The following is a 25,552-nucleotide window of genomic DNA, read 5'->3' on the forward strand; positions in this document are numbered from 1 at the left end:
CCCCTCCGGTCCTTATCGCCCTCGGGTCCTTATCGCTGGTCCAGCTTGATCTCGATCCGGCGGTTCTTCGCCAGCGCCTCGTCCGAAGTGCCGGAGTCGATGGGCTGGAACTCGCCGAAGGCCGCCGCGGCGAGCCGTTCCGCCGGGATGCCCTGGTCGATCAGGAATCTCACCACCGACAGCGCACGCGCCGACGACAATTCCCAGTTGGAGGCGAACTGGAAGCGCACCGGCTTGATGTCGGTGTGGCCGTCCACCCGCAGCACCCAATTGATGTCGGGCGGGATCGCCTTGCCGATCTCGATCAGCGTGCGGGCAAGCTCGGCCAGACGCTGCTTGCCGGCTTCCTCCAGCGTCGCCGAGCCCGACGGGAACAGCAGTTCCGACTGGAAGACGAAGCGGTCGCCGACGATCCGCACGTCCGGCCGGCTGCCCAGCGCCTCGCGGACCCGGCCGAAGAACTCCGACCGGTAGCGGGCGAGGTCCTGGACCTTGGCGGCGAGCGCCTGATTGAGCCGGGCGCCCAGTTCCGCGATCTGCACCTTCTGCTCGGCCGATGCCTTCTCCGACGCCTCCAGCGCCGCCCCGATGCGGGCAAGCTGGTCGCGCAAGGCCAGAAGCTGCTGGTTCAGCAGGTCGATCTGCTGCTTGCTTCGGCTGCCCTCGGCCTGTTCGCCGGTCAGCGAGGCCATGAGGTCGCGGATGCGCAGATCGCGCTGCGCCAGATCCTTCTCCGCCTGGGTCCGGCTGTCGGTCAGCTGCGATTCGAGCGATTTCAGACGGATGTCGCGCTGATCGATCTCCTTCTGCGCCAGCATCGTCTTCTCGGCGGCCGAGGCCAGTTCCGTCTCCAGCTCCTTCGTCCGGTCGCGGGTGGTGCCGAGCTCGGCCAGCAGGGCCTGACGCTGCCGCTCTGTCAACTCGGTCGCAGCCACGGCGGCGGCCAGTTCGCCTTCCAATTTCTGCCGGGCGTCGCGCAGGGCCTTGATATCGGCCTGCAGGCTGAGGATTTCCTTCAGCTTCAGATCCAGCGCCTCGCGGTCGACCCGGACGCTGCGCTGCAATTCCTCCAGCGTGCGGACGGTGCGGTCGCGCTCCTCCTGCAACTGGCTCAGCGACAGGGTCATGTCGTCGCGGGCGGCGACGGAAGTCTGCAGCTCGGTCGACAGCTGGGTGATGTTGACCCGGAGATCGGCATTCGCCTCCCGCTCCATCGCCAGCAGGTCGTTCATCTCCGCGATCTTGCGGTTGAGGGTCGTCAGCTGCTCGTCACGGCCGGTCAGCGCGGTGGCGAGGTAGAACTGGGTGACGATGAAGACCATCAGCAGGAAGATGACGACCATCACCAGGGAAGACAGGGCGTCGACCCAGCCGGGCCAGGCGCTGGCGTCGCGATGGCCGTTGCGGCGGCTGATGCTGGCCATGGGTGCTCCGGGCGTTGGGCCTTGGGTGTTCCGGGTATCAGCGCTGCTGCTGGTCGGCTTCTTCGGCCAAAGCGGCGATGGTGCGGGCCAGCAGCTTGATCTCGCTGCGGATCTCCTGCACCGCCTGGACGCGGCCGTTGGAGGATTCCTCGACGATGCGGGCGAGATAGATGTCCATGTTGCGCAGATGCTGGCGCGAGGCATCATCGAAGCCGCCGCCCGCGGATTCCGCCAGCCGGTCGAGCAGGCTCTTCACCTCCAGTTGGTTCTCGCCCAGCCGCAGTAGAAGTTGCTGCTCGGCCCGCATATGGTCGGTGAGGCTCGACAGCCGCTCGGTCAGCGCCATCAGGTTGGCGTTGGCGGCGCGCCGGCCTTCCTCGGCCGTAGCGACGGTGCGCTGCAGCGCGTCGAGGTTCTCCGCGGTCTGCTCCAGCAGGGCGGTCAGATAGGCCGAGGCCGCGTGGTCGCCCGACTCGAGCCCGCCGGCCGCGCCGCTCGACAGCCGCGTGGCGCTGGACAGCCAGTCCTCCAGATCCTGGAAGAAGCGGTTGTGGGCCTGGCTGGCCTGGAGTTCCAGGAAGCCCAGCACCAGCGAACCGGCGAGGCCGAACAGCGAGGAGGAGAAGGCCGTTCCCATGCCCACCAGCGGCGCTTCCAGCCCCTGCTGCAGATGGGAGAACATGGTGCCGACGTCGCCGCCCTGCACCGACAGGCTGCCGATGACGCCGCCCACCGACTGCACGGTGTGCAGCAGGCCCCAGAAGGTGCCGAGCAGGCCGAGGAAGATCAGCAGCCCGATCAGGTAGCGTGACAGCTCCCGCGATTCGTCCAGGCGCGAGGCGATGCCGTCAAGCAGCGAGCGCATCGACAGCGCCGACAGGGTCAGCCGGCCGCGCCGCTCGCCCAGCATGCGGGCCATCGGCGCCAGCAGCACCGGCTCCTGCAACGAGGCGGCGGGGACGCCGCTCTGGTACTGCTCCAGCCACGCCACTTCGGGGCGCAGCATCAGAACCTGGCGGAAGATGAAGGCGATGCCGGCCAGCAGCGTCGCCAGGATGACGCCGTTGAGCGGGGCGTTGTTGAGAAAGGCGGCGCGCAAGGCCGGGAACAGCAGTCCGCACACGGCACCGACCACCACCAGGAACAGGATCATCCGGGTCAGGAACCGCTCCGGGCGTGTCATGAGGGAGGATACCTCCAGCGGTCGGGTCGTCGGGGTTGTGGCGGTCATGATGCTCCGAAGGGGTGTTCCGATCAGACCTTGCCCAGGGATGGGGCCACGGGTGGAGCGCTACTCGTTCAAGAAGACTACATCGATCCGGTCGGGCGTTCCGCCTGCCTCGTCGAGTCCGAGCGCGCGGACATCGACGCGGCTGCTGCGGATGCCGAAGGCGGTCAGCCGCTCCCGCAGGGCCAGCGCCCGGGCGAGCGAGCGCTGCCGCGCCTCGCGCGCCGTGTCCGCGGTGCCGCTGGCGTAGGAGCGCAGCTGCAGACGGGCGGTGTCGCTAGCGCGCAGCCGCTCGACGATCCGGTCGACCGTGGCCTCCGCGTTATCCGGCAGATTGGTGGCGTCGGCCGGGAACACAAGGCTCAAAACGCTCGAAGGTGGCAGTGCCGCCGCAGGAGGTGCCGCTTCCGGGGGAGGGGGCAGGGCCGCGGTGTCGGTCCGTGGCGAGGCCGGCTCGGTTTCCGGCGTCGGCGCGGTGGCGACGGCCGGGGCGGACGGCTCTGCCGGCTGGCCGGCAGGCGGCTGGGCCGGACCTTCGGTCAGTTCAGGCGGGGGAGGCGCTTCGAGCGGCTGCGGCAGGACGAGGCGCGGTGGCGCCTTGACGGCCGGCGGGGTGCGCAGGTTGGGGCGCGGCGGCACGGACAGCGGAACCGCGTTTTCCAGCGTCAGTCCGGCGGCGACCACCGCGTTCGCCGGAGCCGCATCCGCCGGAGCCGCCGCCGACAGGGCGGCAGGGTGCAGTGCCCAGGCCGCGCACAGCGCGGCGGCGACGGCACGGTGCTTGCGGTCGGCGTTTACCCAGCAGCCCAAAACGATGCGTCCCGTTAAACCCTTGTCAGGCAAACCATAGCCCATCGATCGCACCAGCGACAACCGCTCTTCCGTCCCGCCCCGGTGCGGGGCGGGAGGGGGGCGGCCCGGCCGGTGCGGGCGCGGGGCTCAGCCCTTGGCGGACTTCAGCAGGCGGGCGACCGGAACCTGCAGGTGGCTGTTGGCGGCCAGCACGTTGCCGGTGAAGACCGGGTTGCGCCCGCCCTCGATCTCGCCGACGAAGCCGCCGGCCTCGGTGACCATCAGCACGCCGGCCGCACAGTCCCACGGAGCCAGCCCGCGTTCCCAATAGGCGTCGAATCGGCCGGCGGCGGTGTAGGCGAGGTCGAGCGAGGCGGCGCCGAATCGGCGGATGCCCGCGACCTCCTTCATCACCGCTTCCTGTTCCTTCAGGAAGGTGGCGTGGTCGCCGCGGCCCTTGAAGGGGATGCCGGTGGCCAGGACGCAGTCCTCGAGCCGGCGGCGTTCGGAGACGCGCAGGCGGGTGTGGTTGACGAAGGCGCCGGCGCCCTTCTCGGCCCAGAACAGCTGGTCGCCGATGGGGGCGTAGATGACGCCGGCGACGATCTCGCCGTTGCGCTCGGCGGCGATGGAGATCGCCCAGTGCGGCAGGCCGTGCAGGAAGTTGGTGGTGCCGTCGAGCGGATCGACGATCCAGCGCGCCTCGGCGTCGCTGCCCTTGGACGCGCCGCTCTCCTCCATCAGGAAGCCGAATTCGGGACGTGCCTTCTGCAGTTCCTCGCGCAGGGTGCGTTCGGCCTTCAGGTCGGCGGCGGACACGAAGTCGGACGGTCCCTTGCGCGACACCTGGAGGTGTTCGACCTCGCCGAAGTCGCGGACGAGACCCCGGGCGGCCTTTTCGGCGGCGCGGACCATGACGTTGATGAGAGCGGAGCGGGTGGCCATGGGTGTTGGTGTACCGTTTGATGCAGGAACCAGAAAACAATACACCGGCCTCCGCGCTTGGCGAAGACCGGTGATGGCAGAACGCAGCTGGGAAGGATCAGTCCTTCGCGCGCTCGACATACTCGCCGGTGGCGGTATCGACGACCACGCGGGTCCCGGCCTCGATGTGCGGCGGAACCAGGATCGACACGCCGTTCTCCAGCTTGGCCGGCTTGTAGGAGGAGGAGGCGGTCTGCCCCTTCACCACCGGGTCGGATTCGGTGATCGTCAGCGTGACCTTGCCGGGGATCTCGACGCCCAGCGGCGAGCCTTCATGGCTCTGCACGGTGACTTCCATGCCGTCCTGCAGGAAGACGGCCGGGTCGCCGATGATGTCGCGCGGGATGGTGACCTGCTCGAAGCTTTCCTTGTCCATGAAGGTGAAGCTGTCACCTTCGGCGAAGAGGAAGGTCATCTCATGCTCGTCCAGGCGTGCGCGCTCAACGGTCTCCTGGGTGCGGAACCGCTCGGTCGACTTGTTGCCGGTGCGAACGTCCTTCATTTCCAGCTGGATGAAGGCGCCGCCCTTGCCGGGCTGCACGATGGCGGTTTTGGTGATGACCCAGAGCTTACCGTTGTGCTCCAGCACATGGCCGGGGCGCATCGTGTTGGCGTTGACCTTCATGGCGTACTCGTGAATTCCAGAATCGGGGCGGCGCGGACCCTACCAGCTTGACCGCCCATAGGCAACGGCGCGGAACGGTAATGGCGCGCGATCCGGGCGATTGACGGACGATTCTTCGGCGAATCGGCGCGGTCAGTTTAGAATAGCTCTAGCAACGCGACGTTTGAAACGCTTTCGCCGGCCCTGTTCACTGTTCCAATCGCCCTGGTCGCCTCGGCCGCGCCCCTTTCGGCCGGCGACGGGCCGAGCTTACCACGGCGCGGCGGCCGGCGGTAAGCGGGGCCGGCAAAACCGCGGGCAGGGAGGGTCGGCTGTGACCAATGGCCAGCCGGCTTGAGTACGCCGCCCGTGGGTGTTCTGATGGGCGGGCACCCCTTTCGACTTTACAGAAGAGCGCGCCGCATGCCCGCCAACCGATCCACAGAGCTTCCCCCCTGGCATCCCGAGGCGCTGGCCCGGCGCCGGCCCTATCTGGCGGCGCGCGGCCGGGTGCTGAACGCCGTCCGCCGCGTGTTCGAGGAGCTTGCCTTCGTCGAGGTGGACACGCCGGCCCTGCAGGTATCGCCGGGCATGGAGCCGCATCTCCAGGCCTTCGCCACCGAGTTGCGGGGCCCCCATCCGGACGACCGCCGGCCTCTCTACCTGCACACCAGCCCGGAATTCGCCATGAAGAAGCTGCTGGTCGCGGGCGTGCCGCGGCTGTGGCAGTTGGCGCATGTCTACCGCAACGGCGAAAGGTCGGGTACCCACGCGCCGGAATTCTCGATGCTGGAATGGTATCGCGCGGGCGACGGCTACCGGACCCTGATCCAGGATTGCCAGGACCTGCTGCGCGCCGGGGCGGAAGCGGGCGGGCGGCGGAGCTTCTCGTTCCGCGGCATGACCTGCGATCCCTTTGGAGCGTGGCGGGTGCTGACCGTACCGGATGCGTTTCGGGACTATGCCGGCATCGACCTGATGGCGACCTATGACGGCAGCCACGACCCCGATCCGGCTGCCCTGGCGGCGGAAGCCACGCGCATCGGCATCGCGCCGCATCACGGCGACCGCTGGGAGGACATCGTCTTCCGCATCATGTTCGACCGGATCGAGCCGCATCTGGGCGACGGCGTGCCCTGCGTGCTGACCGACTATCCGCTGTGCATGGCGGCGCTGTCGCGGCCGAAGCCGGAGGATCCGCGGCTGGCCGAACGGTTCGAGCTGTATGCCTGCGGCCTGGAACTGGCGAACGCCTTCGGCGAGCTGACCGACCCGGCGGTGCAGCGCGCCCGCTTCGAGGCCGACATGGAACTGAAGCAACGGCTGTACGGCGAGCGCTTCCCGGTGGACGAGGATTTCCTGGCTGCGCTGGAGCATGGCATGCCGCAGAGCAGCGGAATCGCCATGGGCTTCGACCGGCTGGCGATGCTGTGCAGCGGCGCCGAGAGCATCGAACAGGTGCTGTGGCTGCCGGTGGCGGGGGTTTGAGGGGTGCAGACGGCTGAAAGCCTTTGGAAATTATAGGTATGCTTCCCCTCACCCCAACCCCTCTCCCGCAAGGGGAGAGGGGCTTCCGCAATGGACGGGAGAGGGTGAGGTTTCTTAGAACGTGAACTTCGCCTGCAGGCCGATCAGGTCGATGCTGTTCTTGTACTCGGCGGTCAGGTTGCCGCGGCCGGCCTCGGGGCCGGTCAGGTCGTCGGTCAGGTTGACCGAGGCCTTCGGCACGAAGACGTGGGAGTAGGCGGCGTCGACCCGCAGGCTGTCGGTCACCTGATAGCCGGCGCCGACCGACACCCAGTAACGGTTCTGCTCCGGGATACGGGGCGTGCGGAACTCGACGTCGACCGCACCCTTGTCGAAGGCGATGCCGCCGCGCAGCGTCAGCTTGTCGGTCACCTTGTAGGATGTGCCGAGCGCGTAATACCAGGTGTCCTTCCAGTGCTCCTCGGTCACGGAGGTGAGCGCCGGATTGGCGATGTTGACGCGAAGCTCCTTGAAGCGCGACCAGTTGGTCCACTGCACGTCGGCCATCACCGCCCAGCGGTCGTTCACCTCGTGGTACAGGCCGAGGGAGGCGATTTCCGGCGTGATCAGGTCGGCGTTGGCGCTCTGCGAGGGCAGGGCGCCGGCCAGCGCCGGCGGCAGCCCGGTGAAGGAGATGTTGCCTTTCAGCGTGTGCTTGACCGCCGAGCGGTAGCCGACGCCGATGCGCGTTCCCTTCATCGGCTCGATCAGGGCGCCCAGCGAGACGCCCCAGCCCCAATCGTCGCCGGTCACGTCGCTCTTGACGTCGAGCGCGCCCGGACGGCCGAGACGGCTGGCGCCGAAGTCCGACGACTGCGACAGCTTGGCCTTGGCGTACTGGATCTGCACGCCGCCGCCGATGGTGATCATCGGGTTGATCCGGTACGACACCGTCGGCACGAAATTATAGGTGCGCAGGTCGGAACGGATGCCGTGATAGCGGCCGATCCAACTGTCGCCGTAATCGGTGACGAGACCCCAGGGACCGTTGGCGGACAGGCCGACCTTCAGGTCGTCGTTGATGGAATAGACGAAATAGCCGGCCGGGACGATGGCGTCCTGCGCGATGTCGCCGGGTGAGGCGTTGCCGCTGATCGCGGTGCCGCCCAGCTGCCGGGCGCGGGTGGCGCTGGCGCTTTCGACCTTGGACTTCACGATGATGCCGGTGGCGGTCTGCACCGCCTCGATCCCGGAGACCAGACCCATCGTCGCCGGATTGTAATACATGGAGCTGGCATCGCCGTTGCCGCCGGCGGTCACGCCGGCATAGGCGGTGCCCTGGCCCGAAACGCTCTGCTCCTTCAGCGCAAAACCGGCGGCGAACGCTGTGGAGGCGGTCGCGATCGGTGCGGTCACCGCAAGGGCGGCAGCGGCGGTCATCAGGCGTGTCCTGAGCGTCATCGGAGACATAGTTCCTTCCCCAAATTGTGTTGTTGACGCATTGATACACAAAGTGACGCTTACGTAAAGAGCCGGCCACCACTTTTTGTTGGACGCACAAGCAGTGTTGCGGCCCTGCATCGGCGCTGTAAGCCGGAAAGGGGAAACAGCCGCAAGGCTGCACCACCGGCGGGAGTGGGAACTCCGGCCATGGTGCAGGCATGCGGTTGAATTTATTCCGTGATTTCAGTGAGTAGAAAGCGCCGGCGAAGCCCGGCGCGTCAGGCGGCCAAGGCGACCGCGGCGGCGAAGATCTCGCGCAGGATGTTGTTCTCGTCGCTCCACACCAGTTTGACGGTGATGACGATGGAAGCGACAACCAGCATCGGACGCACGACTCGGGCGCCGTTGCGGATCACCATATGGGCGCCGAGCTGGGCGCCGATGTATTGGCCGACCCCCATCAGCAGCCCCACCGTCCAAAGCACATGGCCGCCAACGATGAAGAACAGCAGCGACGCCACGTTGCTGGTCAGGTTCAGCACCTTGGTGTGGGCGGTCGCCTTGCGCAGGTTGTAGCCGAGCAGCGAGACGAAGGCGATGGCGAAGAAGGTGCCGGTGCCCGGCCCGAAGAAACCGTCGTAGAAGCCGATACCGGTGCCGATGCTGAGCGCGAAGGCATGCTCGCCGATGCGCTGCTGGGCGTCGACATCGCCGGCCTTGGGCGACAGCAGCAGGTAGAGGGCGATGCCGATCAGCAGGATCGGGATGACGTCGCGCAGGAAGCTGGGATCCAGCATCTGCACCAGCGTGGCGCCGGCGCCGGCGCCGACGAAGGTGCAGAGGATCATCGTCCGCATCGACGCCGGATTGACCTCGCCGCGTCGGACGAACTTGATGGTGGCGGACAGCGAACCGAAGCTGGATTGCAGCTTGCCGGTGGCCAGCGCCTCGGCGGGGGACAGACCGGCGGCCAGCAGGGCCGGAATGGTCAGCAGGCCGCCGCCGCCGGCGATGGAATCGACGAAGCCGGCCAGCAGGCCGACGGCGAACAGGATGCCCAGAGCCTCGGGCGTCAGAAGATCCATGATATTGGGGAAGTCCAGGTGATCGGCCGAGCGTCCGGCCGGGTAATCGGCCGGCTTAAAGCGAATTTGCATTCGCTCTGGATTCATATGACCTCATTCGCCGGTCGGGCCTCGGCCGCATGAGCGGCCGGGACCGCCGTCGCGGTCCAAAGCGGATTGCAATCCGCTTTAGCCGGCGAGTGCGGCCTCGATGGCGGCGTTCAGTGCCCGGACTCCCGCGCCCGGACCCTGGGGGTGGGCCCAGACGGCGTTGACGACCGCCAGGAAATCGGCGCCGGCCGTGACCAGCGGCGCGCAATTCTCGGCGGTGATGCCGCCGATCGCCACGCAAGGCACCTCCATCATCTCCGACCACCAGCTCAGTAGTTCCGGCTCCGCCTTGAACTCGGCCGTCTTGGTGGTGGTGGGGAAGAAGGCACCGAAGGCGACATAGTCGGCCCCCTCCTCGCCGGCGATCATGGCGAGATGGCGGCTGTCATGGCAGGTGACTCCGACGATGGCGTCGTTGCCCAGAATCTTGCGGGCGTCGCGATAGGGAGTGTCCTGCTGCCCGACATGGACGCCGTCGCAGCCGGTCTCCCGCGCGAGGCGCGGATGGTCGTTCAGGATGAAGGCGACGTCCCGTTCCTGCGCGATCGGGCGCAGCAGGTCGCAGGCGCGACGGATGTCGTCCTCGGAACAGTCCTTGAGGCGCAACTGAACGCAGGCGACGTCGCCGGCATCCAATGCTTCCCTCAGAAGCGGCGCGAACGCCGCCGGCTCCAGGGCCGGCGGCGTCACGAGGTACAGGCGGCAGGCGGAAGGCTCCGCCTGCGCCGGCTTTCCCTTGGCCAAGTGTTACTCCCGGCCCTGGTAGATCTTCATGATCCGGTCGAGCAGCTTCAGCGCATCCTCGCGGGGGCGCTGGAAGGCGTTGCGGCCGATGATCGAGCCGTTGCCGCCGCCGTCACGGATGGCGCGGGCATCCTCGAACACCGCGTCCTCGCCCTTGGTGGCGCCGCCGGAGAAGACCACGATGCGGCGACCGTTGAAGGTGCACTGCATGATGTGCTTCACCCGCTCCGCCTGGGTGGCGATCGGGATGTTCTTGGACTCGTAGACCTTCTTGGCTTCCGCCTGCTCCAGATGGGCCGACGGCAGCTTCACCTTGATGATGTGGGCGCCCAGCAGAGCGGCCATGTGGGCGGCATAGCCGATCACGTCGATGGCCAGTTCGCCGTCCTTGGTGATGGCGCCGCCGCGCGGGTAGGACCACAGGACGGTGGCGAGGCCGTAGGACTTCGCCTCCTTCGACAGCTCACGGAACTCCTCGTACTGGTTGTACATGGAGTCGGAGCCGGGATAGATGGTGAAGCCGATGGCCGAGCAGCCGAGACGCAGGGCGTCCTGGACCGAGGCGGTGACGGCCTGGTCGGCGTTTTCCTTCTGGGTGGACAGCGAGTTGGCGCTGTTCATCTTCAGGATCAGCGGGATCGAACCGGCGAAGGTGCCGGCGCCGGCTTCCAGCGAGCCCAGGGGGGCGGCGTATGCGTTGCAGCCGGCGTCGATGGCCAGCTGGTAGTGGTAGTGCGGGTCATAGCCGGCCTCGTTCGGGCCGAAGCTGCGGGCCGGACCATGCTCGAAACCCTGGTCGACCGGCAGGATCACCAGCTTGCCGGTGCCGCCGAGCTTGCCTTCCATCAGGATGCGGGCGAGGTTCGCCTTGGTGCCGGGGTTGTCGCTCTCGTAGTTGGCGAGAATGTCTTTGACGCGGCGCGTGAGCTTCATTGTGGCTCTTCCCTGGGGCATTCTTGGAATGGCGCCGTATTAGCCCGTATTCGGCCGTTTTGCAACGGCGGGAGGGGCATAAAGCGGCCATTATCCGCGTCTGAATGGCCTAGGGCATGCGGAGGGGCCGAATCCGCAGGGCTGGTGCGGCACCCAACCAAGGAGTTAAGGCAGAAGGGTATGCAGCGCGATGTACAACCCATAGCCGGCACTGCCCAGCACCGCCCATGCGCCCGCCGTCAGCCCGATCCACACCGCCAGCAGGCGGATGCCGCGCATCTTCTCCGGCCCGGCGCCGGGACCGGCGGTTCCCAGACCGCCTCGGCCCGCCGGCCGGTCGCTTGCGGCGTGCCCCGGACGGCGGGGTGGCGCGATGGTCGAGTCCGGTGTGGTCAGCGAGGTGATGCTCATGGGCGGGTCATCCGGCATCGGTGGGAGGGCGGCGTGTCACAAAAATATCCTTACGCGACCGTACACCACCTTCGCGCGGGGAGGATGTGCGAAAAAGCGGTAGTCCCGCTCTAACCTTGGTCGCGGGCCAGCCAGTCGCGGCATAGCGCCTCCGGCGAAGGGCCGCGGGGCCGGCCCGGTCCTTCTGCGGAGATTTGGGCGGCGGAGATCCGGGCGGCAAGATCGAGAACGGGCGGGCAATCGGTCAGCAGCGCCGCGCCGCGGGCGGCGGCGATTGCGGCCAGCCGGTCCGCCATGTCGGGCCGGCCGGTAAACAGGACCAGCGGCAGGCCGGCCGCCAGCGCCCCCTGCGCCTCGCCGGCACGGTCGCCGCAATCGATCAGGCCGGCGACCTCCAGCCCCGGATGGGCCTTGCGGACCCGCTCCACCACCCCGCGCAGCCACAGGGCGCCGGCCGCCGCAGGGGCCATCAGCACGAGAGGCGCCCCGGTCGGGTCGGCCGCTGCGGCGGCGGCCAGGGCGTCGTCCAGGCCGCGGATCAGGATGGGGCGGAGGGGCGGAGGCAGGGGCATCGGCAGGTCGCGGCGGCAGGGGATGGCGGCGCACTCTAACCGCGGCCGGCGGCGGCCGGAACGGGCGAATCGGAGACGCGGCCGGGGCGTGATCCGGCGGTTGAGAGAATTGAGGCAGGTCAAACCCTATGATCGCGGTCCCGGAGTATGGTCGGTCACAACGGACCCAATCTCTGGGGACAGGGCACCAGCGCGCCGGGTCCGTTTCATGGAGCTCGATCCCCGGGAATGCCGATATGATGGAATACAAGGGTTACAAGGCCCAGATCGACTTCGACAACGACGCGGGCGTCTTCGTCGGCGAGGTCATCAACACCCACGACGGCATCAGCTTTTCCGGCCGGTCTGTGGATGAGTTGCGCGAGTCCTTCCGCCGTGCGGTGGATGATTACCTCGATCTGTCCTGCGATATGGGCGGGGAGGGGGAGCAGCCCTATTCCGGCCGCCTCGCCATCCGTATCAACCCCATCCTGCACCGGGCCATCGCCGACTGCGCCGCGCGAGAGGGCAAGAGCCTTTCCGCCTGGATCGCCGAGTGCCTGGGCCGGGCGGCCGGGGTGACCAAGGTGAAGGCGGGCTGAGTTACACGAAGTGCGATGCCGGCCGTCTGCGCCGGTGCGGCCGTCCGGCATTCCGGCATCGGGGCGGCAGGGCGAGGACTGGGGCGGAGATTGCCCGCCCGCGTTGAAGTTACCTGGTATGTTTCTCTTGCCTAGCGGGCATTGCTCTTGCTGATATCTCCCCAAGGCGAAAGGGGGGATTTGCCATGAGCGGACTGAAACTGACCCTGCGGGCGAAGCTCTGGGCTCTGGTGGCCCTGGCCGGCGCCATCTGCATCGCGCTCGCCGCCTCGGCGCTGTGGCTGAACCAGCGCAGCATGCTGGAGGACCGCAAGGAGACGTTGCGCTCCGTCGTGCAGACCGTCCACGGACTCGCCGCCGGCTACGACGCCGAGGTGATAGCCGGCCGCCTGACCCGCGAGCAGGCGTTCGAGCGGCTTCGGGCGAACATCCACACGATGTTCTACAACGGCAAGGATTACATCTTCGTCCTCGGCACCGGCTATCAGGCGGTCATCCACCCGGTCCGCCCCGACGTGATCGGCAAGGACCAGCGCGACATGACGGACGCCAACGGGGTCTTCTTCTCCCGCGAGATGGTCGACACCGCCCGCAACAAGGGCGAGGGCTTCGTCGCCTACAGCTATCCCAAGGCCGGCAGCGACGTGGCCCTGCCGAAGCTCAGCTACGTCAAGATGTTCGAGCCGTGGCAGGTGATCATCGGCACCGGCGTCTACATCGACGACCTGGACGCCCGCTTCATGCGCAGCCTGTGGACCATGGCGGCCATCGTCGGCGGTCTGGCGCTTCCGGTGGTGGCGCTGATCGCGCTGGTCGGCAATTCGGTCAGCCGCCGCATCCGCCGCCTGTCCGACAGCATGCGCAGCCTCGCCGACGGCAACCTGTCGGCCGTGGTTCCTGAAACCGGCAGCAGCGACGAGCTGGGCGACATGGGCCGCGCCGTGGAGGTGTTCAAGCTGAACGCCGAGGCGAGCCGGCGCCTGGAAGCCGAACAGGCGGAAACCGCCCGCCGGGCGGAGGAGGACAAGCGGCAGGCGATGGACCGGCTGGCGGCCCGATTCGAAGGGACGGTCGGCGGCATGATCCGCTCGGTCTCCACCACCACCGATGCCCTGGGGCAGAAGGTGCGGGCGATGTCGCAGGCGGCCGAGCAGACCAGCCAGCTCGCCGGGATCGTGGCCAGCGCCAGCGACGGCACCGCCGCCAACGTGCAGACCGTGGCCGCCGCGTCGGAACAGCTGTCCAGCTCCATCGTCGAGATCGGCCGGCAGGTGTCGGAGGCCAGCCGCGTCGCCAACGAGGCCGTCGGCATGGCTCAGGAGGCGACCAGCCGCATCGGCAGCCTGGCCGAGGCGGTGGACCGGATCGGCGCCGTGGTCGGGCTGATCAACTCCATCGCCGGCCAGACCAACCTGCTGGCGCTCAACGCCACCATCGAGGCGGCGCGGGCGGGGGAGGCGGGGAAGGGCTTCGCGGTGGTCGCCAGCGAGGTGAAGGCGCTGGCCAACCAGACGGCGAAGGCAACGGACGAGATCGGCGGCCAGATGAACGGCATCCAGTCGGTGACCGGCCTGGCGGTGACGGAGATCCAGAAGGTGGCTGCGGTCATCGAGCGGCTGAGCGCCATCGCCACGACGATTTCCGCCGCGGTGGACCAGCAGAACGCCGCCACCGCGGAGATATCACGCTCGGTCCAGCAGGCCGCCGCCGGCACCGGCGAGGTGTCGTCGAGCATTTCCGGCGTCACCGCCGCATCGGACGAGAGCGGCCGCACCGCCCGCGAACTGGTGGAGGCGCTGGGCAAGCTGTCCGACGAGGCCGCCGGGCTGAACGCCCAGGTCGGATCCTTCCTGGCGACGGTAAGGACGGCCTGAGGGGACGGCTTGAGGCGGGATGGAGGCCTCGGGCCCCGCACAACAAAAAAGGCGCCTTCCTTCCGGAAGGCGCCTTTTTCCTGTCGAAGCGAGGCTTACTTGGCGTTCGCCATGGCGACGGCGGTGTCGCTCATGCGGTTGGAGAAGCCCCACTCGTTGTCGTACCAGGTCATGATGCGGACGAAGTTGCCGTCGATGACCTTCGTCTCGTTCAGCGCGAAGATCGAGCTGTTCGGGTCGTGGTTGAAGTCGGTCGAAACCAGATCCTCGGTGTAGGCGGCCAGCACGCCCTTCAGCGGGCCGTTGGCGGCGTCGGAGATCGCCTTGGTGATCTCCTCGACCGAGGTGGCGCGCTTGGACGTGAACTTGAAGTCGACGACCGACACGTTCGGGGTCGGGACGCGCATGGCGGTGCCGTCCAGCTTGCCCTTCAGTTCCGGCAGCACCTTGCCGACCGCCTTGGCCGCGCCGGTGGAGGTCGGGATCATGTTCAGGGCCGCCGCGCGGGCGCGGTGCAGGTCCTTGTGGTTGGTGTCGACGATCCGCTGGTCACCCGTGTAGGAGTGGATCGTGGTCATGAAGCCCTTCTCGATGCCCACCAGGTTGTGGAGGACATGGGCGACCGGCGCCAGGCAGTTGGTGGTGCAGGAGGCGTTCGAGACGATCCTGTGCTCGGCCGTCAGCTTGTCGTGGTTGACGCCGTAGACGACGGTGATGTCCTCGTCGGTGGCCGGGGCGGAGATCAGCACCTTCTCGGCGCCGGCTTCCAGATGCTTGGCGGCGTCGGCGCGCTTGGTGAAGATGCCCGAGCATTCCATGGCGATCTGGACGCCCAGATCCTTCCACGGCAGCTTGGCCGGGTCACGCTCCTGCACGACCTTGATGGAGTGGCCGTTGACGATCAGCACGCCGTCGCCGGTTTCGATGGTGCCGGGGAAGCGGCCGTGGACGCTGTCGTACTTCAGCAGGTGCGCGTTGGCCTTCAGATCGGCCAGGTCGTTGATCGCCACGACCTCCACGTCCTTGCGGCCGCTCTCGTAGATGGCGCGCAGAACCAGACGGCCGATGCGGCCAAAACCGTTGATCGCTACCCGTACAGCCATGACTTCCTCCAGTTGGATATGGGGCGCCCGAATTCGGCTGGACGCCCCTTCGGCTTCTCTCAGAGACGCGCCTTGACGGCGTCCACGACCGCTTCGGCGGTGATGCCGAAGTGCTTGTACAGTTCCTGGTAGGGCGCCGATTCGCCGAAACCCTTCATGCCGACGAAGGCGCCCTTGTCGCCCAGCCAGCGGTCCCAGCCCATGCGGATCGCCGCCTCGACGCCGACGCGCACGCCGGTGCCGAGCACCGACGCCTTGTACGCATCGTCCTGGCGCTCGAACAGTTCCCAACTCGGCATAGACACAACGGCGGTGCCGACGCCCTGGGCCTGCAGGGCCTTGCGGGCTTCCATGGCCAGAGAGACTTCCGAGCCGGTGGCGAGGATCGTCGCCTTGCGCTCGCCCTCGGCCTCGGCCAGGACATAGGCGCCGCGGGCGGACAGGTTCTCGGCCGTGTGCTCGGTGCGCAGAGTCGGCACGTTCTGGCGGGTCAGCGCCAGGACCGACGGGCTGCCGGTGGCCTCAAGCGCGATCTGCCAGCATTCGGCGGTCTCCACCGCGTCGGCCGGGCGCAGGACCAGCAGGTTCGGAATGGCGCGCAGCGCCGCCAGATGCTCCACCGGCTGGTGCGTCGGGCCGTCCTCGCCGAGGCCGATCGAATCGTGGGTCATCACGAAGATCGAGCGCTGCTTCATCAGCGCGGCCAGACGGATCGACGGGCGGCAGTAGTCGGCGAACTGCATGAAGGTGCCGCCGTAGGGGATGACGCCGCCATGCAGCGCCATGCCGTTCATCAGCGTCGCCATGCCGTGCTCGCGCACGCCGTAGCGGACGTAACGGCCGGCGAAGTCGCCCTTGCCCTTCACGTCGGCGGTGTTCTTGACCTTGGTGTTGTTCGACGGGGTCAGGTCGGCGGAACCGCCGATCATCTCCGGGATCGCCGGGACCAGCACCTCCAGCGTGTTGCCGGAGGCGACGCGGGTCGCCCAGCTCGGCTTGTCGGCGCTGACCTTCTCCTTGAAGGCGACGATGGCGTCGGTCAGGGCGGAGGGAACGCCGCGGCCGAAGGCCTCGTCGAAGGCCTTGCCGGCTGCCTCGGTCAGGCCGGCGCGGCGGCCGGTCCAGGCGGCGTAGGCGTCGGCGCTGCGGGTGCCCGCGGCGCGCCAGGCGGCCAGCACCTCGTCGGGAACGACGAAGGCCTCATGGGTCCAGCCGATGGCCTCGCGGGTCGCGGCGACCTCGTCGGCGCCCAGCGGCGAGCCGTGGCAGCCGTGGGTGTTGGCCTTGTTCGGCGCGCCCTTGCCGATGATGGTGCGGCAGGCGATCAGCGTCGGCTTGTCGGTGGAGGTCCGGGCCTGGGCGATCGCCTTCGACACCGCGTCGGTGTCGTGGCCGTCGACGGCGATGGTGTTCCAGCCGTAGGAGCGGAAGCGCGCCTGGGTGTCGTCGGTGAAGCTGAGGTCGGTCGAGCCGTCGATGGAGATGTGGTTGTCGTCCCACAGCACGATCAGGCGGTTCAGCCCGAGATGGCCGGCCAGCGAGCAGGCCTCGTGGCTGACGCCCTCCATCAGGTCGCCGTCCGAGGCGATGACGTAGGTGTAGTGGTCGATCAGCTCGTCGCCGAAGCGGGCGTTGGTGATCCGCTCCGCCAGGGCCATGCCGACGGCGGTGGAGACGCCCTGGCCCAGCGGGCCGGTGGTCATCTCGATGCCCAGGCTGGGATCGACTTCCGGGTGGCCGGGGGTCAGGCTGTGCAGCTGGCGGAAGCGCTTGATCTCGTCGATGGTCATCCGCTCGTAGCCGGTCAGGTAGGCCAGCGAGTAGATCAGCATCGAGCCGTGGCCGGCCGACAGCACGAAGCGGTCGCGGTCGGGCCAGTTCGGGTTCTTCGGATCGAACTTCAGGAACTGCGTGAACAGGACCGTGGCGACATCGGCCATGCCCATCGGCATGCCGGGGTGGCCGGACTTCGCGGCCTCGACCGCGTCCATGGAGAGCGCGCGGATCGCGCTGGCCATCGTGTGGAGGGAGGGCTGGGCGGAGGCAGCGGACATCTGGCGTTTCCTGCGGAATCGGGCGCGGTGAGGCGTCGGCAACGATGGTTGCGCGGTCGTCCTTCCAGACGCCGCGAAACGGGCGCACCATGCAGAACCGCCGTCCGCAGGTCAACATGGGAATAGAGTGCGAATTGGTATGGCAGGGGCCCCGGTCGAAGGGGTAAGCCCTTGTTCGTCTCCGATTCGCCGCCGCTCCCATCCGCTGCGGCTTTCCGTCACGTTTCGGGATCCCGTAAGGACTTTCGGTGAAACATTCCGTCGTGACGGTTGACGCCGTCCCAGTGCCCGCCCAACTCTAAGCGCTCCGAATGGCAGCGGCTTGGCTTGGCGCAGTCCCTGGCCGGGTTTCGCCGCCCCACGAACATGACGTGCCCACAGGTCGAGGTTGACGTCCATGGATTCCCTGAAAGCCACCCTCGACCGTCTCGGCCGGGCCGTGGACCGGCTGGAACATGCCGCCGCGGCGCGCGAGGAGCGGGTCGTCCGGCGCGAGCATGACCTGTCGCAGGCGCTTGAAACCGCGCGGGCCGAGCGCGCGACCGCCCAGGCCACCGCCGAGGCGGTATCCCAGCGGCTGGAGGTCGCCATCGCCCGGCTGCAACAAGTGCTGGAGAGCTGACGCCATGGCCCAGGTCGACATCGAAGTGAACGGCCGGTTCTATCGCATGCTGTGCGAGGACGGGCAGGAGGCGCGGCTGCAGGAACTGGCGGCCTACGTCGACGACCGGCTGCGCCGGCTGACCGGCGGCGGGCGCAGCGGGTCGGAGGCGCAGATGATGCTGATGACCTGCCTGGTGCTGGCCGACGAACTGCAGGACGTGATGTCCGGCAAGGGCATCGCCCCGGCGGTGGACGAGACCGCGGTGGTCGGCGAACTCGATCGTGTCGCAAAACGCATCGAAGAGGTTGCCGCGCGGCTCGAACGCGCCTAGATTGGTACACGGAAGGACCGCTGCCTGGTTCGACAGGCTGCAATAATCCCCAGGGCCGATAACCTTGATCTCTAGGGAGCTGTCCCTGTCCGGCCCATCGGGCCGGGTACACGGCGCCCACCTGCTCATGCAGGCCATGGAGGATAGGCACATGGCCACCGGCCGAGGCGGCGCCTTCCACCTTTCTCTTTCCTCCGCACGCAGTCCGCGATGACCGACCCGCAAGCCAAGGACGCCGCCCGACGCGAGGCGCGCGCCCGGCGCGACGCCATCGCCGGCTCCGACCGCCCCGCAGCCTCCGCCGCCGTGTGCCGCCGCATCGCCGAACTGGCGGCGGACGGGCATCTGCCGCCTGGGGCCGTCGGCGGGTATTGGCCGCTCGGCTCCGAACTCGACGCGCGGCCTGCTTTGATCCATCTTAGGCAGCTTGGCCGTCCGGTTTCCCTGCCGGTGTCGGGGCCGCGCGGCACCGCGCTGGTCTTCCGCGACTGGGATCCGGAAGCGCCGATGGCCGTTGGCCGCTATGGCATCCACGAGCCGGGGGAGGGGCGCGCGGTCCTGCGCCCGTCGCTGCTGCTGGTGCCGCTGCTGGCCTTCGACCGCGGCGGGCACCGCCTGGGCTATGGCGCCGGCTATTACGACCGGACGCTGGACGGCCTGCGGGCGGACGGGGCGGTTCTGGCGGTCGGCGTGGCCTTCGCGGCGCAGGAAATGCCGGCGGTGCCGGTGGACGGCCACGACGAGCGGCTGGACTGGATCGTGACGGAGCGGGAAACGCTCCGCATTCTTAAGTGAGATTATCGGGAAGGTTGGGGCGATGCGGATTCTGTTCTTCGGCGATGTGGTGGGCCGGGCCGGGCGCGATGCGGTGCTGGCGCACATGCCGATGCTGCGCGAAAGGCTGGACCCCGACCTGACCGTGGTGAACGGCGAGAACTCCGCCGGCGGCTACGGCGTCACGGTCAAGATCGCCGAGGATTTCTTCGCCGCCGGCATCGACGTGGTGACGCTGGGCAACCATACCTGGGACCAGAAGGAACTGGTCGGCACCATCGAGCAGCAGCCGCGCATCATCCGCCCGCTGAACTACCCGGAGGGCACGCCCGGCCGCGGCTTCGTCCTGCTGCAGGCGCGCGGCGGGCGCAAGGTGCTGGTGGTGAACGTGCTGCTCCGCCTGTTCATGGAGCCGATGGACGATCCCTTCGCCGCGGTGGACCGGGTGCTGAAGGCGCATCGCCTCGGGCCGGGCGGCGTCGACGCCGTGCTGATCGACATGCATGGCGAGGCGACCAGCGAGAAGATGATCATGGGCCACTTCTGCGACGGCCGCGCCTCGCTGGTGGTGGGCACCCACAGCCATGTGCCGACCGCCGACCATATGGTCCTGCCGAAGGGCACCGCCTATCAGTCGGACGCCGGCATGTGCGGCGATTACGACAGCGCCATCGGCATGAAGAAGGAGGTGGCGTTGGCCAAGATGGTGCGCAAGCTGCCGACCGAGCGGCTGTCGCCGGCCGAAGGGGAAGGCACCGTCTGCGGCTGCTACGTCGAGACCGACGACCGCAGCGGGCTGGCGGTGCGGATCGAACCGGTGCGCATCGGCGGGCGGCTGAGCCAGACTTTGCCGGAGCGAATGCAGTAGGGCGTTCAGCGCCCGACCCGGGCCGCCGCAATCTCGCCATATTGACTTTCTAATCCGGTGGGTGTCGTCTCCCGCGCCGAAAAGGTGCGGTGGGGCGGCAGACCTGTTACATGTGTCGTGCGCTCACCCCGTCCGATTGACCATATCCCGCTTCGAGGCTCGTTCGACCCATGGCCGGTCATTCCCAGTTCAAGAACATCATGCACCGCAAAGGCGCGCAGGACGCCAAGCGGTCCAAGATCTTCAACAAGCTCGCCCGCGAGATCACCGTCGCCGCGAAGAGCGGCCTGCCGGACCCGGCGGCCAATCCGCGCCTGCGCGCCGCGATCCTCGCCGCCCGCGCCCAGAACATGCCGCGCGACCGCATCGACCGCGCCGTCAAGCAGGGCACGCCCGGCGGCGGCGACGACGCGAACTACGAGGAGGTGCGGTACGAGGGCTACGGCCCCGGCGGCGTCGCCCTGATCGTCGAGGCGCTGACCGACAACCGCAACCGCACCGCTTCGGAAGTGCGCTCCAGCTTCACCAAGTACGGCGGCAGCCTGGGCGAGACCAATTCGGTCAGCTTCATGTTCAACCGCGTCGGCGCCATCTACTACCCGGCCTCGGCGGCGGATGCCGACACCATGTTCGAGGTGGCTCTGGAGGCCGGTGCGGACAATGTCGAGTCCGACGAGAACGGCCACGAGGTGACGAGCACGGTCGAGAGTTTCGGCGCCGTGCGCGACGCGCTGGAAGCCAAGTTCGGCGGTGCGGAGAGCGCGCGCCTGACCTGGCGTCCGCTGAACACCGTCGCCCCCAGCGAAGAGGCCGCGGCCAGCCTGCTGAAGCTGCTGGACGTGCTGGAGGACAACGACGACGTCCAGGTGGTCGAAGGCAACTTCGACATCTCCGACGAGCTGATGCAGAAGCTGACCGCGTAAGCTGAACGCTGGTCTTGCAGGCGGAGTGCGGGTGCCGTGTTTGCGCGGGCAGGACGGGCAGGGGGAACGGATGCGACGGCGCCTTCGCCGGTGCGGCTGCTGGGGATCGACCCCGGCCTGCGCCATACCGGCTGGGGCATCATCGACGTGGCGGGCAACCGCCTGAGCCACGTCGCCGACGGCGCGGTGCATTCCGACGACTCCTGCCCGCTGGCGGAGCGGCTGTTGCAGCTCCATGACGCCCTGTCGGCGGTGGTGGAGCGCTACCGCCCCGACGAGGCGGCGGTGGAGGAGACCTTCGTCAACAGCAACGCCGTCTCGACGCTGAAGCTGGGGCAGGCCCGCGCCGTGGCCCTGCTGGTGCCGGCCCAGGCCGGGCTGGCGGTGGCGGAATACGCCAACAACATGGTCAAGAAGGCGGTCGTCGGCCAGGGCCGCGCCGAGAAGGCGCAGGTCCAGATGATGGTGCGCCTGCTGCTGCCGGGCTGCGAGATCGGCACGCCGGACGCCGCCGACGCGCTGGCCGTGGCGATCTGCCACGCGCATCACCGGGCGAGCTGGACGATGTGGCGGCGGGGGGCGGGCAATTCGTCGTCGGCGCAAAGCGCCCTCTCCCGCCCCGGGAGGGTGAGGGGCCCCGCCGCAGTCGGGGAGGGTGAGGGGCTTTCCATTTCGCCCCCTGCCAAACAAGCCAAGCGCCTCCCGACTCCACAGGAAACCGAACGCGCCCGCGTGCTTCGCCGCGATTCCACCGAGGTGGAGAAAATGCTGTGGCAGAAGCTGCGGAACGGCCAGCTGGGGGCGAAGTTCCAGCGGCAGGAACCTATATTCGGCTTCACCGTCGATTTCGTTTCGCACGACCACCGGTTGATCATCGAGTTGGATGGCGGCCAGCATGCCGATCAGCGCGCAGTCAATGACGAACGGCGCACCCGGATGCTGGAGCAGGCCGGTTTTCGCATCATGCGGTTCTGGAATACGGATGTTGGCGACAACCTCGACGGTGTCCTGACGACGATCAAGGCGCGCCTGGACGAAACCTCCGTCTTGCGGCGGCCGGTCGCCGCGGCGAACCCCTCACCCGGCCCTGCGGGCCACCCTCTCCCGGGGCGGGAGAGGGATTCGGAGTCCTGATCCATGATCGCCAAGCTGACCGGCATCGTCGATTCCACCGGCACCGATTGGGTCGTGCTCGACGTGAACGGCGTCGGCTACCTGCTGTCCTGCTCCAACCGCACGCTGTCGCGCATGGCGGTGGGGGAACGGGCGTCGCTGGTGGTGGAGACCTTCATCCGCGAGGAGCGCATCGTCCTGCATGGCTTCGGCGATCAGGCGGAGCGGGAGTGGTTCAAGCTGCTGACCACCATCCAGGGCGTCGGCGCCCGGCTGGCGCTGTCGATCCTGGGCGTGCTCGACCCCGACCAGCTGACCCGCGCCATCGCCTCGCAGGACAAGACCGCGCTGGTGCGCGCCGACGGCGTCGGGCCGAAGGTGGCGGCGCGCATCCTCAACGAACTCAAGGACAAGGTCGGCAATCTGGCGCTCGGCCCCGCGGCGACCGCGGGCGCGCCGGCCGGCAAGGGCGCCCCCGCCGCCGTGCCGGGCGCCACCCCGGCGCTGGCCGACGCGGTGTCGGCGCTGGTCAATCTCGGCTATGGCCGGTCGGAGGCCTTCGGCGCGGTCGTCGCCGCCGGGCGGGTGCTGGGCGATGACGCCGGCGTGTCCGATCTGATCCGCCAGGGCCTCAAGGAACTGAGCCAATGAGCGACCCCCACAACGATCGTCTGGTCCAGCCGGGCCAGGGCCACGGCGATTCGGCCGAGGCGTCGATCCGGCCGCTGTCGCTCGCCGAGTTCATCGGCCAGCGCCAGGCGCGCGAGAACCTGTCGATCTTCATCCAGGCCGCCCGCTCCCGCAACGAGGCGCTGGACCATGTGCTGCTGTTCGGCCCGCCTGGACTGGGCAAGACCACGCTGGCGCAGATCGTTGCGCGCGAGCTGGGAGTCGGCTTCCGCGCCACCTCCGGGCCGGTCATCGCGCGGGCCGGCGATCTGGCGGCGCTGCTGACCAACCTGCAACCGCACGACGTTCTCTTCATCGACGAGATTCATCGCCTTAATCCCGCCGTGGAAGAGGTGCTCTATCCCGCCATGGAGGATTTCCAGCTCGACCTCATCATCGGCGAAGGCCCGTCGGCGCGGTCCATCCGGATCGACCTGCCGCCCTTCACCCTCGTCGGCGCCACGACGCGCAGCGGCCTGATCACCCGCCCGTTGCGCGAGCGCTTCGGCATTCCCGTGCGCCTGCAGTTCTACGAGCCGGACGAGCTGGAGCTGATCGTGCGCCGCGCCGCCGGGGTGCTCGGCATGGGCATCACGCCTGAGGGCGCGCGCGAGATCGCCAACCGGGCGCGCGGCACCCCGCGCGTGTCGGGCCGGTTGCTGCGCCGGGTCCGTGATTTCGCCGCGGTGGCCGGCGTGGAGGAGGTCGACAAGCGCGTCGCCGACGCCGCGCTGACCCGGCTGGAGGTCGACCGGCTGGGGCTGGACAGCATGGATCGCCGTTACCTGGGGCTGGTCGCCAACAATTACGGCGGCGGGCCGGTGGGCGTGGAGACGCTGGGCGCGGCGCTGGGCGAGCAGCGCGACGTGCTGGAGGAGGTGGTGGAACCCTACCTGATCCAGCAGGGCTTCCTGCAGCGCACGCCGCGCGGGCGCATGCTGACCGACCAGGGGTTCCGCTATCTCGGGCTCAACCCGCCGAATGCGCCGATCCGGCAGCTCGATCTGCTGGACCGCATCCCGGACGCGACGGAAGGCCAGATGGATGAGGACGGAGATGAGTGACGCCGTGCCTTCCCTGTTCGGCCCCTCCCTTTCCGGCCCCTCCCTTTCCGGCCCCTCCCTTTCCGGTTGGTTCGCGGAGGACGGCACGCACCGCTATCCGCTGCGGGTCTATTACGAGGATACCGACGCCGGCGGCATCGTCTACCACGCCAACTACCTGCGCTTCGCGGAGCGGGCGCGGACGGAGATGCTGTACCTGATGGGCTTCCGTCAGAGGGAGATGGCGGAGGGTTCGAGCGTTGTCACAGGTGTGTCATTTGCGGTACGGCGCCTGACCATCGATTTTGACGCGCCGGCCAAGCTGGAGGACACCCTTGAAGTGGAAACCCGAATCATCGATATCCGCGGGGCCTCCTTCGCAGTTGCACAAGTCATCCGCCGCGACGGTCGCGTGCTGGCGCGCGCCGACCTGCAGCTGGTGACGATCAACCGGGCCGGGCGGGCCGTGCGCCTGCCGGATCCGGTCAAAGCGGCGATGGAGTCGCTGCATGCGAAGCAAAGCTCATCGACGCCTGCCTGACCCTGTCGCCCCCTACCTCTTCCACCTCCCCGTGCCAACAGCGCAAACGCGAGACTGACTGCGATGGACGCCCTGCAAACCGCCCAACTGGCCGGCAACGCCGCAGCCTCGACGGCACATGAGATCACCATGCTCGGCCTGTTCTGGCAGGCCGATGCGGTCGTCAAGATCGTGATGCTGATGCTCATCGTCGCCTCGGTCTGGTGCTGGGCGATCATCATCGAGAAGCTGATGCGCATCCGCCGCCTGAACGCCCAGGCCGACGCCTTCGAGGAGGCGTTCTGGTCCGGCGGCTCGCTGGATGCGCTGTACGACCGCATCGGCCAGTCGCCGGCCGACCCGATGGCCGCGACCTTCGCCGCCGGCATGCGCGAGTGGCGCCACGCCGCCGACCGCGGCATCGCCGGCACCATGAAGGGCTCGCTGCAGCAGCGGGTGGAGCGGGTGATGGCGGTGACCATCGGCCGTGAGATGGCGCGGGCCGAGCGCTACATGACCTTCCTGGCCTCGGTCGGGTCGACGGCCCCCTTCATCGGCCTGTTCGGCACGGTGTGGGGCATCATGAACTCCTTCACCTCCATCGCCGGTTCGGGCAACACCAGCCTCGCCGTGGTGGCGCCCGGCATCGCCGAGGCGCTGTTCGCCACCGCAATGGGCCTGCTGGCCGCCATCCCGGCGGTGCTGTCCTACAACAAGTTCTCCACCGACCTCGGCCGCTATGCCGACCGGCTGGACACCTTCTCGGGCGAGTTCTCGGCGATCCTGTCCCGCCACCTCGAGGAGCGGGGAGCCGCCTGAACCATGGCCGGACAACTCGCAGGCAAATCCCACGGGCGCGGCAAGCGCCGGGGCTATCGCGCGATGGCCGAGATCAACATGACGCCCTTCATCGACGTCATGCTGGTCCTGCTGATCGTCTTCATGGTGGCCGCCCCGATGCTGACCGTCGGGGTGCCGGTCGACCTGCCCAAGACCAACGCGGCTCCGCTGGAGCAGCAGAAGGATCCGCTGTTCGTCACCGTGCAGACCGACGGCCGCGTCTTCGTGCAGGAGACGGCGGTCGAGCTGACCAACATGGTGCCGCTGCTGATCGCGGTGACGAACAACAACCCCGAAGCCCGCATCCTGGTCCGCGGCGACGCCAAGATCGCCTATGGCAGGATGCTGGAGGTGATGGGCACCATGAGCGCCGCCGGCTTCAAGAAGGTCGGTCTGGTCGCCGAGATGCCGAACGGCCCGACCGCCTCCGGCGCGCGGGTCGGCGCCTCCGGTCCTTCGCGTTGAGGCGGGCGGAACT

Annotated in this window: 27 protein-coding genes, 1 other RNA gene and 1 pseudogene; 16 read left to right on the forward strand and 13 right to left on the reverse strand. The window is 68.4% G+C overall.

What is annotated here, in order from left to right; genetic code table 11:
• Nucleotides 1–29: 29 nt before the first annotated feature.
• The 5 genes from DM194_RS02945 to efp all read right to left on the reverse strand — a co-directional run bounded on the left by DM194_RS02945 (nucleotide 30) and on the right by efp (nucleotide 5,053).
• The gene (locus tag DM194_RS02945) at nucleotides 30–1,424 is read right to left on the reverse strand and encodes a peptidoglycan -binding protein (protein ID WP_111065846.1); all 1,395 of its coding nucleotides are present in this window, start codon (nucleotides 1,422–1,424) and stop codon (nucleotides 30–32) included.
• A 37-nt stretch (nucleotides 1,425–1,461) separates the two neighbouring features.
• A complete protein-coding gene (locus tag DM194_RS02950) occupies nucleotides 1,462–2,607 on the reverse strand; it encodes a DNA repair protein RecN (RefSeq protein WP_425457264.1) in 1,146 nt (381 codons plus the stop codon).
• A 108-nt stretch (nucleotides 2,608–2,715) separates the two neighbouring features.
• Nucleotides 2,716–3,516: an OmpA family protein gene (locus DM194_RS02955; RefSeq protein ID WP_246024313.1), complete on the reverse strand. Its 801-nt coding sequence runs from the start codon at nucleotides 3,514–3,516 to the stop codon at nucleotides 2,716–2,718.
• Nucleotides 3,517–3,591: 75 nt separating this feature from the next.
• A complete protein-coding gene (locus DM194_RS02960) occupies nucleotides 3,592–4,389 on the reverse strand; it encodes an inositol monophosphatase family protein (RefSeq protein WP_111065849.1) in 798 nt (265 codons plus the stop codon).
• 97 nt (nucleotides 4,390–4,486) lie between these two features.
• Complete coding sequence (efp, locus tag DM194_RS02965; RefSeq protein ID WP_111065850.1) at nucleotides 4,487–5,053, reverse strand: elongation factor P; 567 nt, start codon at nucleotides 5,051–5,053, stop codon at nucleotides 4,487–4,489.
• A gap of 402 nt (nucleotides 5,054–5,455) precedes the next feature.
• Here efp and epmA point away from each other — a divergent pair, with 402 nt between their 5' ends.
• The gene (gene epmA, locus DM194_RS02970) at nucleotides 5,456–6,520 is read left to right on the forward strand and encodes an EF-P lysine aminoacylase EpmA (RefSeq protein WP_111065851.1); all 1,065 of its coding nucleotides are present in this window, start codon (nucleotides 5,456–5,458) and stop codon (nucleotides 6,518–6,520) included.
• A gap of 114 nt (nucleotides 6,521–6,634) precedes the next feature.
• Here the strand turns inward: epmA and DM194_RS02975 are convergent, their stop codons facing one another.
• From DM194_RS02975 to DM194_RS03000, 6 genes are all read right to left on the reverse strand, one after another.
• Nucleotides 6,635–7,960 carry an OmpP1/FadL family transporter gene (locus DM194_RS02975; RefSeq protein ID WP_111065852.1) on the reverse strand — a complete coding sequence of 442 codons (1,326 nt, stop codon included), beginning with the start codon at nucleotides 7,958–7,960 and terminating at the stop codon, nucleotides 6,635–6,637.
• A gap of 260 nt (nucleotides 7,961–8,220) precedes the next feature.
• On the reverse strand, nucleotides 8,221–9,027 hold the full coding sequence (locus DM194_RS02980; RefSeq protein ID WP_111067703.1) for a TSUP family transporter: 807 nt from the start codon (nucleotides 9,025–9,027) through the stop codon (nucleotides 8,221–8,223).
• A 168-nt stretch (nucleotides 9,028–9,195) separates the two neighbouring features.
• Nucleotides 9,196–9,861: a thiamine phosphate synthase gene (gene thiE / locus DM194_RS02985; protein ID WP_111065853.1), complete on the reverse strand. Its 666-nt coding sequence runs from the start codon at nucleotides 9,859–9,861 to the stop codon at nucleotides 9,196–9,198.
• A 3-nt stretch (nucleotides 9,862–9,864) separates the two neighbouring features.
• The gene (locus tag DM194_RS02990; RefSeq protein ID WP_111065854.1) at nucleotides 9,865–10,794 is read right to left on the reverse strand and encodes a class I fructose-bisphosphate aldolase; all 930 of its coding nucleotides are present in this window, start codon (nucleotides 10,792–10,794) and stop codon (nucleotides 9,865–9,867) included.
• Between the two features lie 165 nt (nucleotides 10,795–10,959).
• Nucleotides 10,960–11,205, reverse strand: a complete 246-nt coding sequence (locus DM194_RS02995) for a hypothetical protein (RefSeq protein ID WP_111065855.1) — start codon at nucleotides 11,203–11,205, stop codon at nucleotides 10,960–10,962.
• A gap of 110 nt (nucleotides 11,206–11,315) precedes the next feature.
• On the reverse strand, nucleotides 11,316–11,777 hold the full coding sequence (locus tag DM194_RS03000; RefSeq protein ID WP_111065856.1) for a hypothetical protein: 462 nt from the start codon (nucleotides 11,775–11,777) through the stop codon (nucleotides 11,316–11,318).
• A 236-nt stretch (nucleotides 11,778–12,013) separates the two neighbouring features.
• Here DM194_RS03000 and DM194_RS03005 point away from each other — a divergent pair, with 236 nt between their 5' ends.
• Complete coding sequence (locus DM194_RS03005) at nucleotides 12,014–12,358, forward strand: type II toxin-antitoxin system HicB family antitoxin (RefSeq protein WP_111065857.1); 345 nt, start codon at nucleotides 12,014–12,016, stop codon at nucleotides 12,356–12,358.
• 185 nt (nucleotides 12,359–12,543) lie between these two features.
• Nucleotides 12,544–14,232, forward strand: a complete 1,689-nt coding sequence (locus DM194_RS03010; RefSeq protein ID WP_111065858.1) for a methyl-accepting chemotaxis protein — start codon at nucleotides 12,544–12,546, stop codon at nucleotides 14,230–14,232.
• Between the two features lie 95 nt (nucleotides 14,233–14,327).
• Here DM194_RS03010 and gap read toward each other — a convergent pair whose 3' ends face one another.
• Nucleotides 14,328–15,335 (reverse strand): type I glyceraldehyde-3-phosphate dehydrogenase, encoded by a 1,008-nt coding sequence (gene gap / locus DM194_RS03015; RefSeq protein ID WP_111065859.1) that lies wholly within the window; start codon nucleotides 15,333–15,335, stop codon nucleotides 14,328–14,330.
• A gap of 59 nt (nucleotides 15,336–15,394) precedes the next feature.
• A complete protein-coding gene (gene tkt, locus DM194_RS03020) occupies nucleotides 15,395–17,389 on the reverse strand; it encodes a transketolase (RefSeq protein ID WP_111065860.1) in 1,995 nt (664 codons plus the stop codon).
• 397 nt (nucleotides 17,390–17,786) lie between these two features.
• On the opposite strand from tkt, the gene DM194_RS03025 reads away from it, so the two are divergent.
• The 13 genes and pseudogenes from DM194_RS03025 (at nucleotide 17,787) to tolR (ending at nucleotide 25,539) form a co-directional block, all read left to right on the forward strand.
• Entirely contained in the window at nucleotides 17,787–18,011 is a 225-nt protein-coding gene (locus tag DM194_RS03025) for a hypothetical protein (protein WP_111065861.1), read from the forward strand.
• Nucleotides 18,012–18,015: 4 nt separating this feature from the next.
• Complete coding sequence (locus DM194_RS03030) at nucleotides 18,016–18,324, forward strand: cell division protein ZapA (RefSeq protein ID WP_111065862.1); 309 nt, start codon at nucleotides 18,016–18,018, stop codon at nucleotides 18,322–18,324.
• Between the two features lie 14 nt (nucleotides 18,325–18,338).
• A non-coding RNA gene (ssrS, locus tag DM194_RS03035) (6S RNA) lies at nucleotides 18,339–18,502 on the forward strand.
• 32 nt (nucleotides 18,503–18,534) lie between these two features.
• Entirely contained in the window at nucleotides 18,535–19,119 is a 585-nt protein-coding gene (locus DM194_RS03040; RefSeq protein WP_111065863.1) for a 5-formyltetrahydrofolate cyclo-ligase, read from the forward strand.
• Between the two features lie 22 nt (nucleotides 19,120–19,141).
• The gene (locus tag DM194_RS03045) at nucleotides 19,142–19,966 is read left to right on the forward strand and encodes a TIGR00282 family metallophosphoesterase (protein WP_111065864.1); all 825 of its coding nucleotides are present in this window, start codon (nucleotides 19,142–19,144) and stop codon (nucleotides 19,964–19,966) included.
• A gap of 170 nt (nucleotides 19,967–20,136) precedes the next feature.
• Nucleotides 20,137–20,889 (forward strand): YebC/PmpR family DNA-binding transcriptional regulator, encoded by a 753-nt coding sequence (locus DM194_RS03050; RefSeq protein ID WP_111065865.1) that lies wholly within the window; start codon nucleotides 20,137–20,139, stop codon nucleotides 20,887–20,889.
• 90 nt (nucleotides 20,890–20,979) lie between these two features.
• Nucleotides 20,980–21,474: pseudogene (gene ruvC / locus DM194_RS28595) on the forward strand (crossover junction endodeoxyribonuclease RuvC); the annotation flags it as partial.
• Nucleotides 21,475–21,654: 180 nt separating this feature from the next.
• Nucleotides 21,655–22,023: an endonuclease domain-containing protein gene (locus DM194_RS28600; RefSeq protein WP_246024314.1), complete on the forward strand. Its 369-nt coding sequence runs from the start codon at nucleotides 21,655–21,657 to the stop codon at nucleotides 22,021–22,023.
• A gap of 3 nt (nucleotides 22,024–22,026) precedes the next feature.
• Nucleotides 22,027–22,653: a Holliday junction branch migration protein RuvA gene (ruvA, locus tag DM194_RS03060; protein WP_111065867.1), complete on the forward strand. Its 627-nt coding sequence runs from the start codon at nucleotides 22,027–22,029 to the stop codon at nucleotides 22,651–22,653.
• Nucleotides 22,650–23,735: a Holliday junction branch migration DNA helicase RuvB gene (gene ruvB / locus DM194_RS03065; RefSeq protein ID WP_111065868.1), complete on the forward strand. Its 1,086-nt coding sequence runs from the start codon at nucleotides 22,650–22,652 to the stop codon at nucleotides 23,733–23,735. The genes ruvA and ruvB overlap by 4 nt, the downstream gene beginning before the upstream one ends.
• Nucleotides 23,728–24,255 (forward strand): YbgC/FadM family acyl-CoA thioesterase, encoded by a 528-nt coding sequence (locus tag DM194_RS03070; RefSeq protein ID WP_246024262.1) that lies wholly within the window; start codon nucleotides 23,728–23,730, stop codon nucleotides 24,253–24,255. Before ruvB ends, DM194_RS03070 begins: the two co-directional genes overlap by 8 nt.
• Nucleotides 24,256–24,318: 63 nt before the next feature.
• Complete coding sequence (gene tolQ, locus DM194_RS03075; protein WP_111065869.1) at nucleotides 24,319–25,053, forward strand: protein TolQ; 735 nt, start codon at nucleotides 24,319–24,321, stop codon at nucleotides 25,051–25,053.
• A gap of 3 nt (nucleotides 25,054–25,056) precedes the next feature.
• On the forward strand, nucleotides 25,057–25,539 hold the full coding sequence (gene tolR, locus DM194_RS03080; protein WP_111065870.1) for a protein TolR: 483 nt from the start codon (nucleotides 25,057–25,059) through the stop codon (nucleotides 25,537–25,539).
• The last annotated feature ends 13 nt before the right edge of the window (nucleotides 25,540–25,552 follow it).

Source organism: Azospirillum ramasamyi, from assembly GCF_003233655.1.
Taxonomy (GTDB): Bacteria; Pseudomonadota; Alphaproteobacteria; order Azospirillales; family Azospirillaceae; genus Azospirillum; species Azospirillum ramasamyi.

What these genes read in the sequence shown, in the direction of transcription:
- DM194_RS02945 (WP_111065846.1), bottom strand. Translation starts at nt 1,424, where the DNA reads ATGGCCAGCATCAGCCGCCGCAACGGCCATCGCGACGCCAGCGCCTGG.
- DM194_RS02950 (WP_425457264.1), bottom strand. Translation starts at nt 2,607, where the DNA reads ATGACACGCCCGGAGCGGTTCCTGACCCGGATGATCCTGTTCCTGGTG.
- DM194_RS02960 (WP_111065849.1), bottom strand. Translation starts at nt 4,389, where the DNA reads ATGGCCACCCGCTCCGCTCTCATCAACGTCATGGTCCGCGCCGCCGAA.
- efp (WP_111065850.1), bottom strand. Translation starts at nt 5,053, where the DNA reads ATGAAGGTCAACGCCAACACGATGCGCCCCGGCCATGTGCTGGAGCAC.
- epmA (WP_111065851.1), top strand. Translation starts at nt 5,456, where the DNA reads ATGCCCGCCAACCGATCCACAGAGCTTCCCCCCTGGCATCCCGAGGCG.
- DM194_RS02975 (WP_111065852.1), bottom strand. Translation starts at nt 7,960, where the DNA reads ATGACGCTCAGGACACGCCTGATGACCGCCGCTGCCGCCCTTGCGGTG.
- DM194_RS02980 (WP_111067703.1), bottom strand. Translation starts at nt 9,027, where the DNA reads ATGGATCTTCTGACGCCCGAGGCTCTGGGCATCCTGTTCGCCGTCGGC.
- DM194_RS02990 (WP_111065854.1), bottom strand. Translation starts at nt 10,794, where the DNA reads ATGAAGCTCACGCGCCGCGTCAAAGACATTCTCGCCAACTACGAGAGC.
- DM194_RS02995 (WP_111065855.1), bottom strand. Translation starts at nt 11,205, where the DNA reads ATGAGCATCACCTCGCTGACCACACCGGACTCGACCATCGCGCCACCC.
- DM194_RS03000 (WP_111065856.1), bottom strand. Translation starts at nt 11,777, where the DNA reads ATGCCCCTGCCTCCGCCCCTCCGCCCCATCCTGATCCGCGGCCTGGAC.
- DM194_RS03005 (WP_111065857.1), top strand. Translation starts at nt 12,014, where the DNA reads ATGATGGAATACAAGGGTTACAAGGCCCAGATCGACTTCGACAACGAC.
- DM194_RS03010 (WP_111065858.1), top strand. Translation starts at nt 12,544, where the DNA reads ATGAGCGGACTGAAACTGACCCTGCGGGCGAAGCTCTGGGCTCTGGTG.
- gap (WP_111065859.1), bottom strand. Translation starts at nt 15,335, where the DNA reads ATGGCTGTACGGGTAGCGATCAACGGTTTTGGCCGCATCGGCCGTCTG.
- tkt (WP_111065860.1), bottom strand. Translation starts at nt 17,389, where the DNA reads ATGTCCGCTGCCTCCGCCCAGCCCTCCCTCCACACGATGGCCAGCGCG.
- DM194_RS03025 (WP_111065861.1), top strand. Translation starts at nt 17,787, where the DNA reads ATGGATTCCCTGAAAGCCACCCTCGACCGTCTCGGCCGGGCCGTGGAC.
- DM194_RS03030 (WP_111065862.1), top strand. Translation starts at nt 18,016, where the DNA reads ATGGCCCAGGTCGACATCGAAGTGAACGGCCGGTTCTATCGCATGCTG.
- DM194_RS03040 (WP_111065863.1), top strand. Translation starts at nt 18,535, where the DNA reads ATGACCGACCCGCAAGCCAAGGACGCCGCCCGACGCGAGGCGCGCGCC.
- DM194_RS03045 (WP_111065864.1), top strand. Translation starts at nt 19,142, where the DNA reads ATGCGGATTCTGTTCTTCGGCGATGTGGTGGGCCGGGCCGGGCGCGAT.
- DM194_RS03050 (WP_111065865.1), top strand. Translation starts at nt 20,137, where the DNA reads ATGGCCGGTCATTCCCAGTTCAAGAACATCATGCACCGCAAAGGCGCG.
- DM194_RS28600 (WP_246024314.1), top strand. Translation starts at nt 21,655, where the DNA reads ATGCTGTGGCAGAAGCTGCGGAACGGCCAGCTGGGGGCGAAGTTCCAG.
- ruvA (WP_111065867.1), top strand. Translation starts at nt 22,027, where the DNA reads ATGATCGCCAAGCTGACCGGCATCGTCGATTCCACCGGCACCGATTGG.
- ruvB (WP_111065868.1), top strand. Translation starts at nt 22,650, where the DNA reads ATGAGCGACCCCCACAACGATCGTCTGGTCCAGCCGGGCCAGGGCCAC.
- DM194_RS03070 (WP_246024262.1), top strand. Translation starts at nt 23,728, where the DNA reads ATGAGTGACGCCGTGCCTTCCCTGTTCGGCCCCTCCCTTTCCGGCCCC.
- tolQ (WP_111065869.1), top strand. Translation starts at nt 24,319, where the DNA reads ATGGACGCCCTGCAAACCGCCCAACTGGCCGGCAACGCCGCAGCCTCG.
- tolR (WP_111065870.1), top strand. Translation starts at nt 25,057, where the DNA reads ATGGCCGGACAACTCGCAGGCAAATCCCACGGGCGCGGCAAGCGCCGG.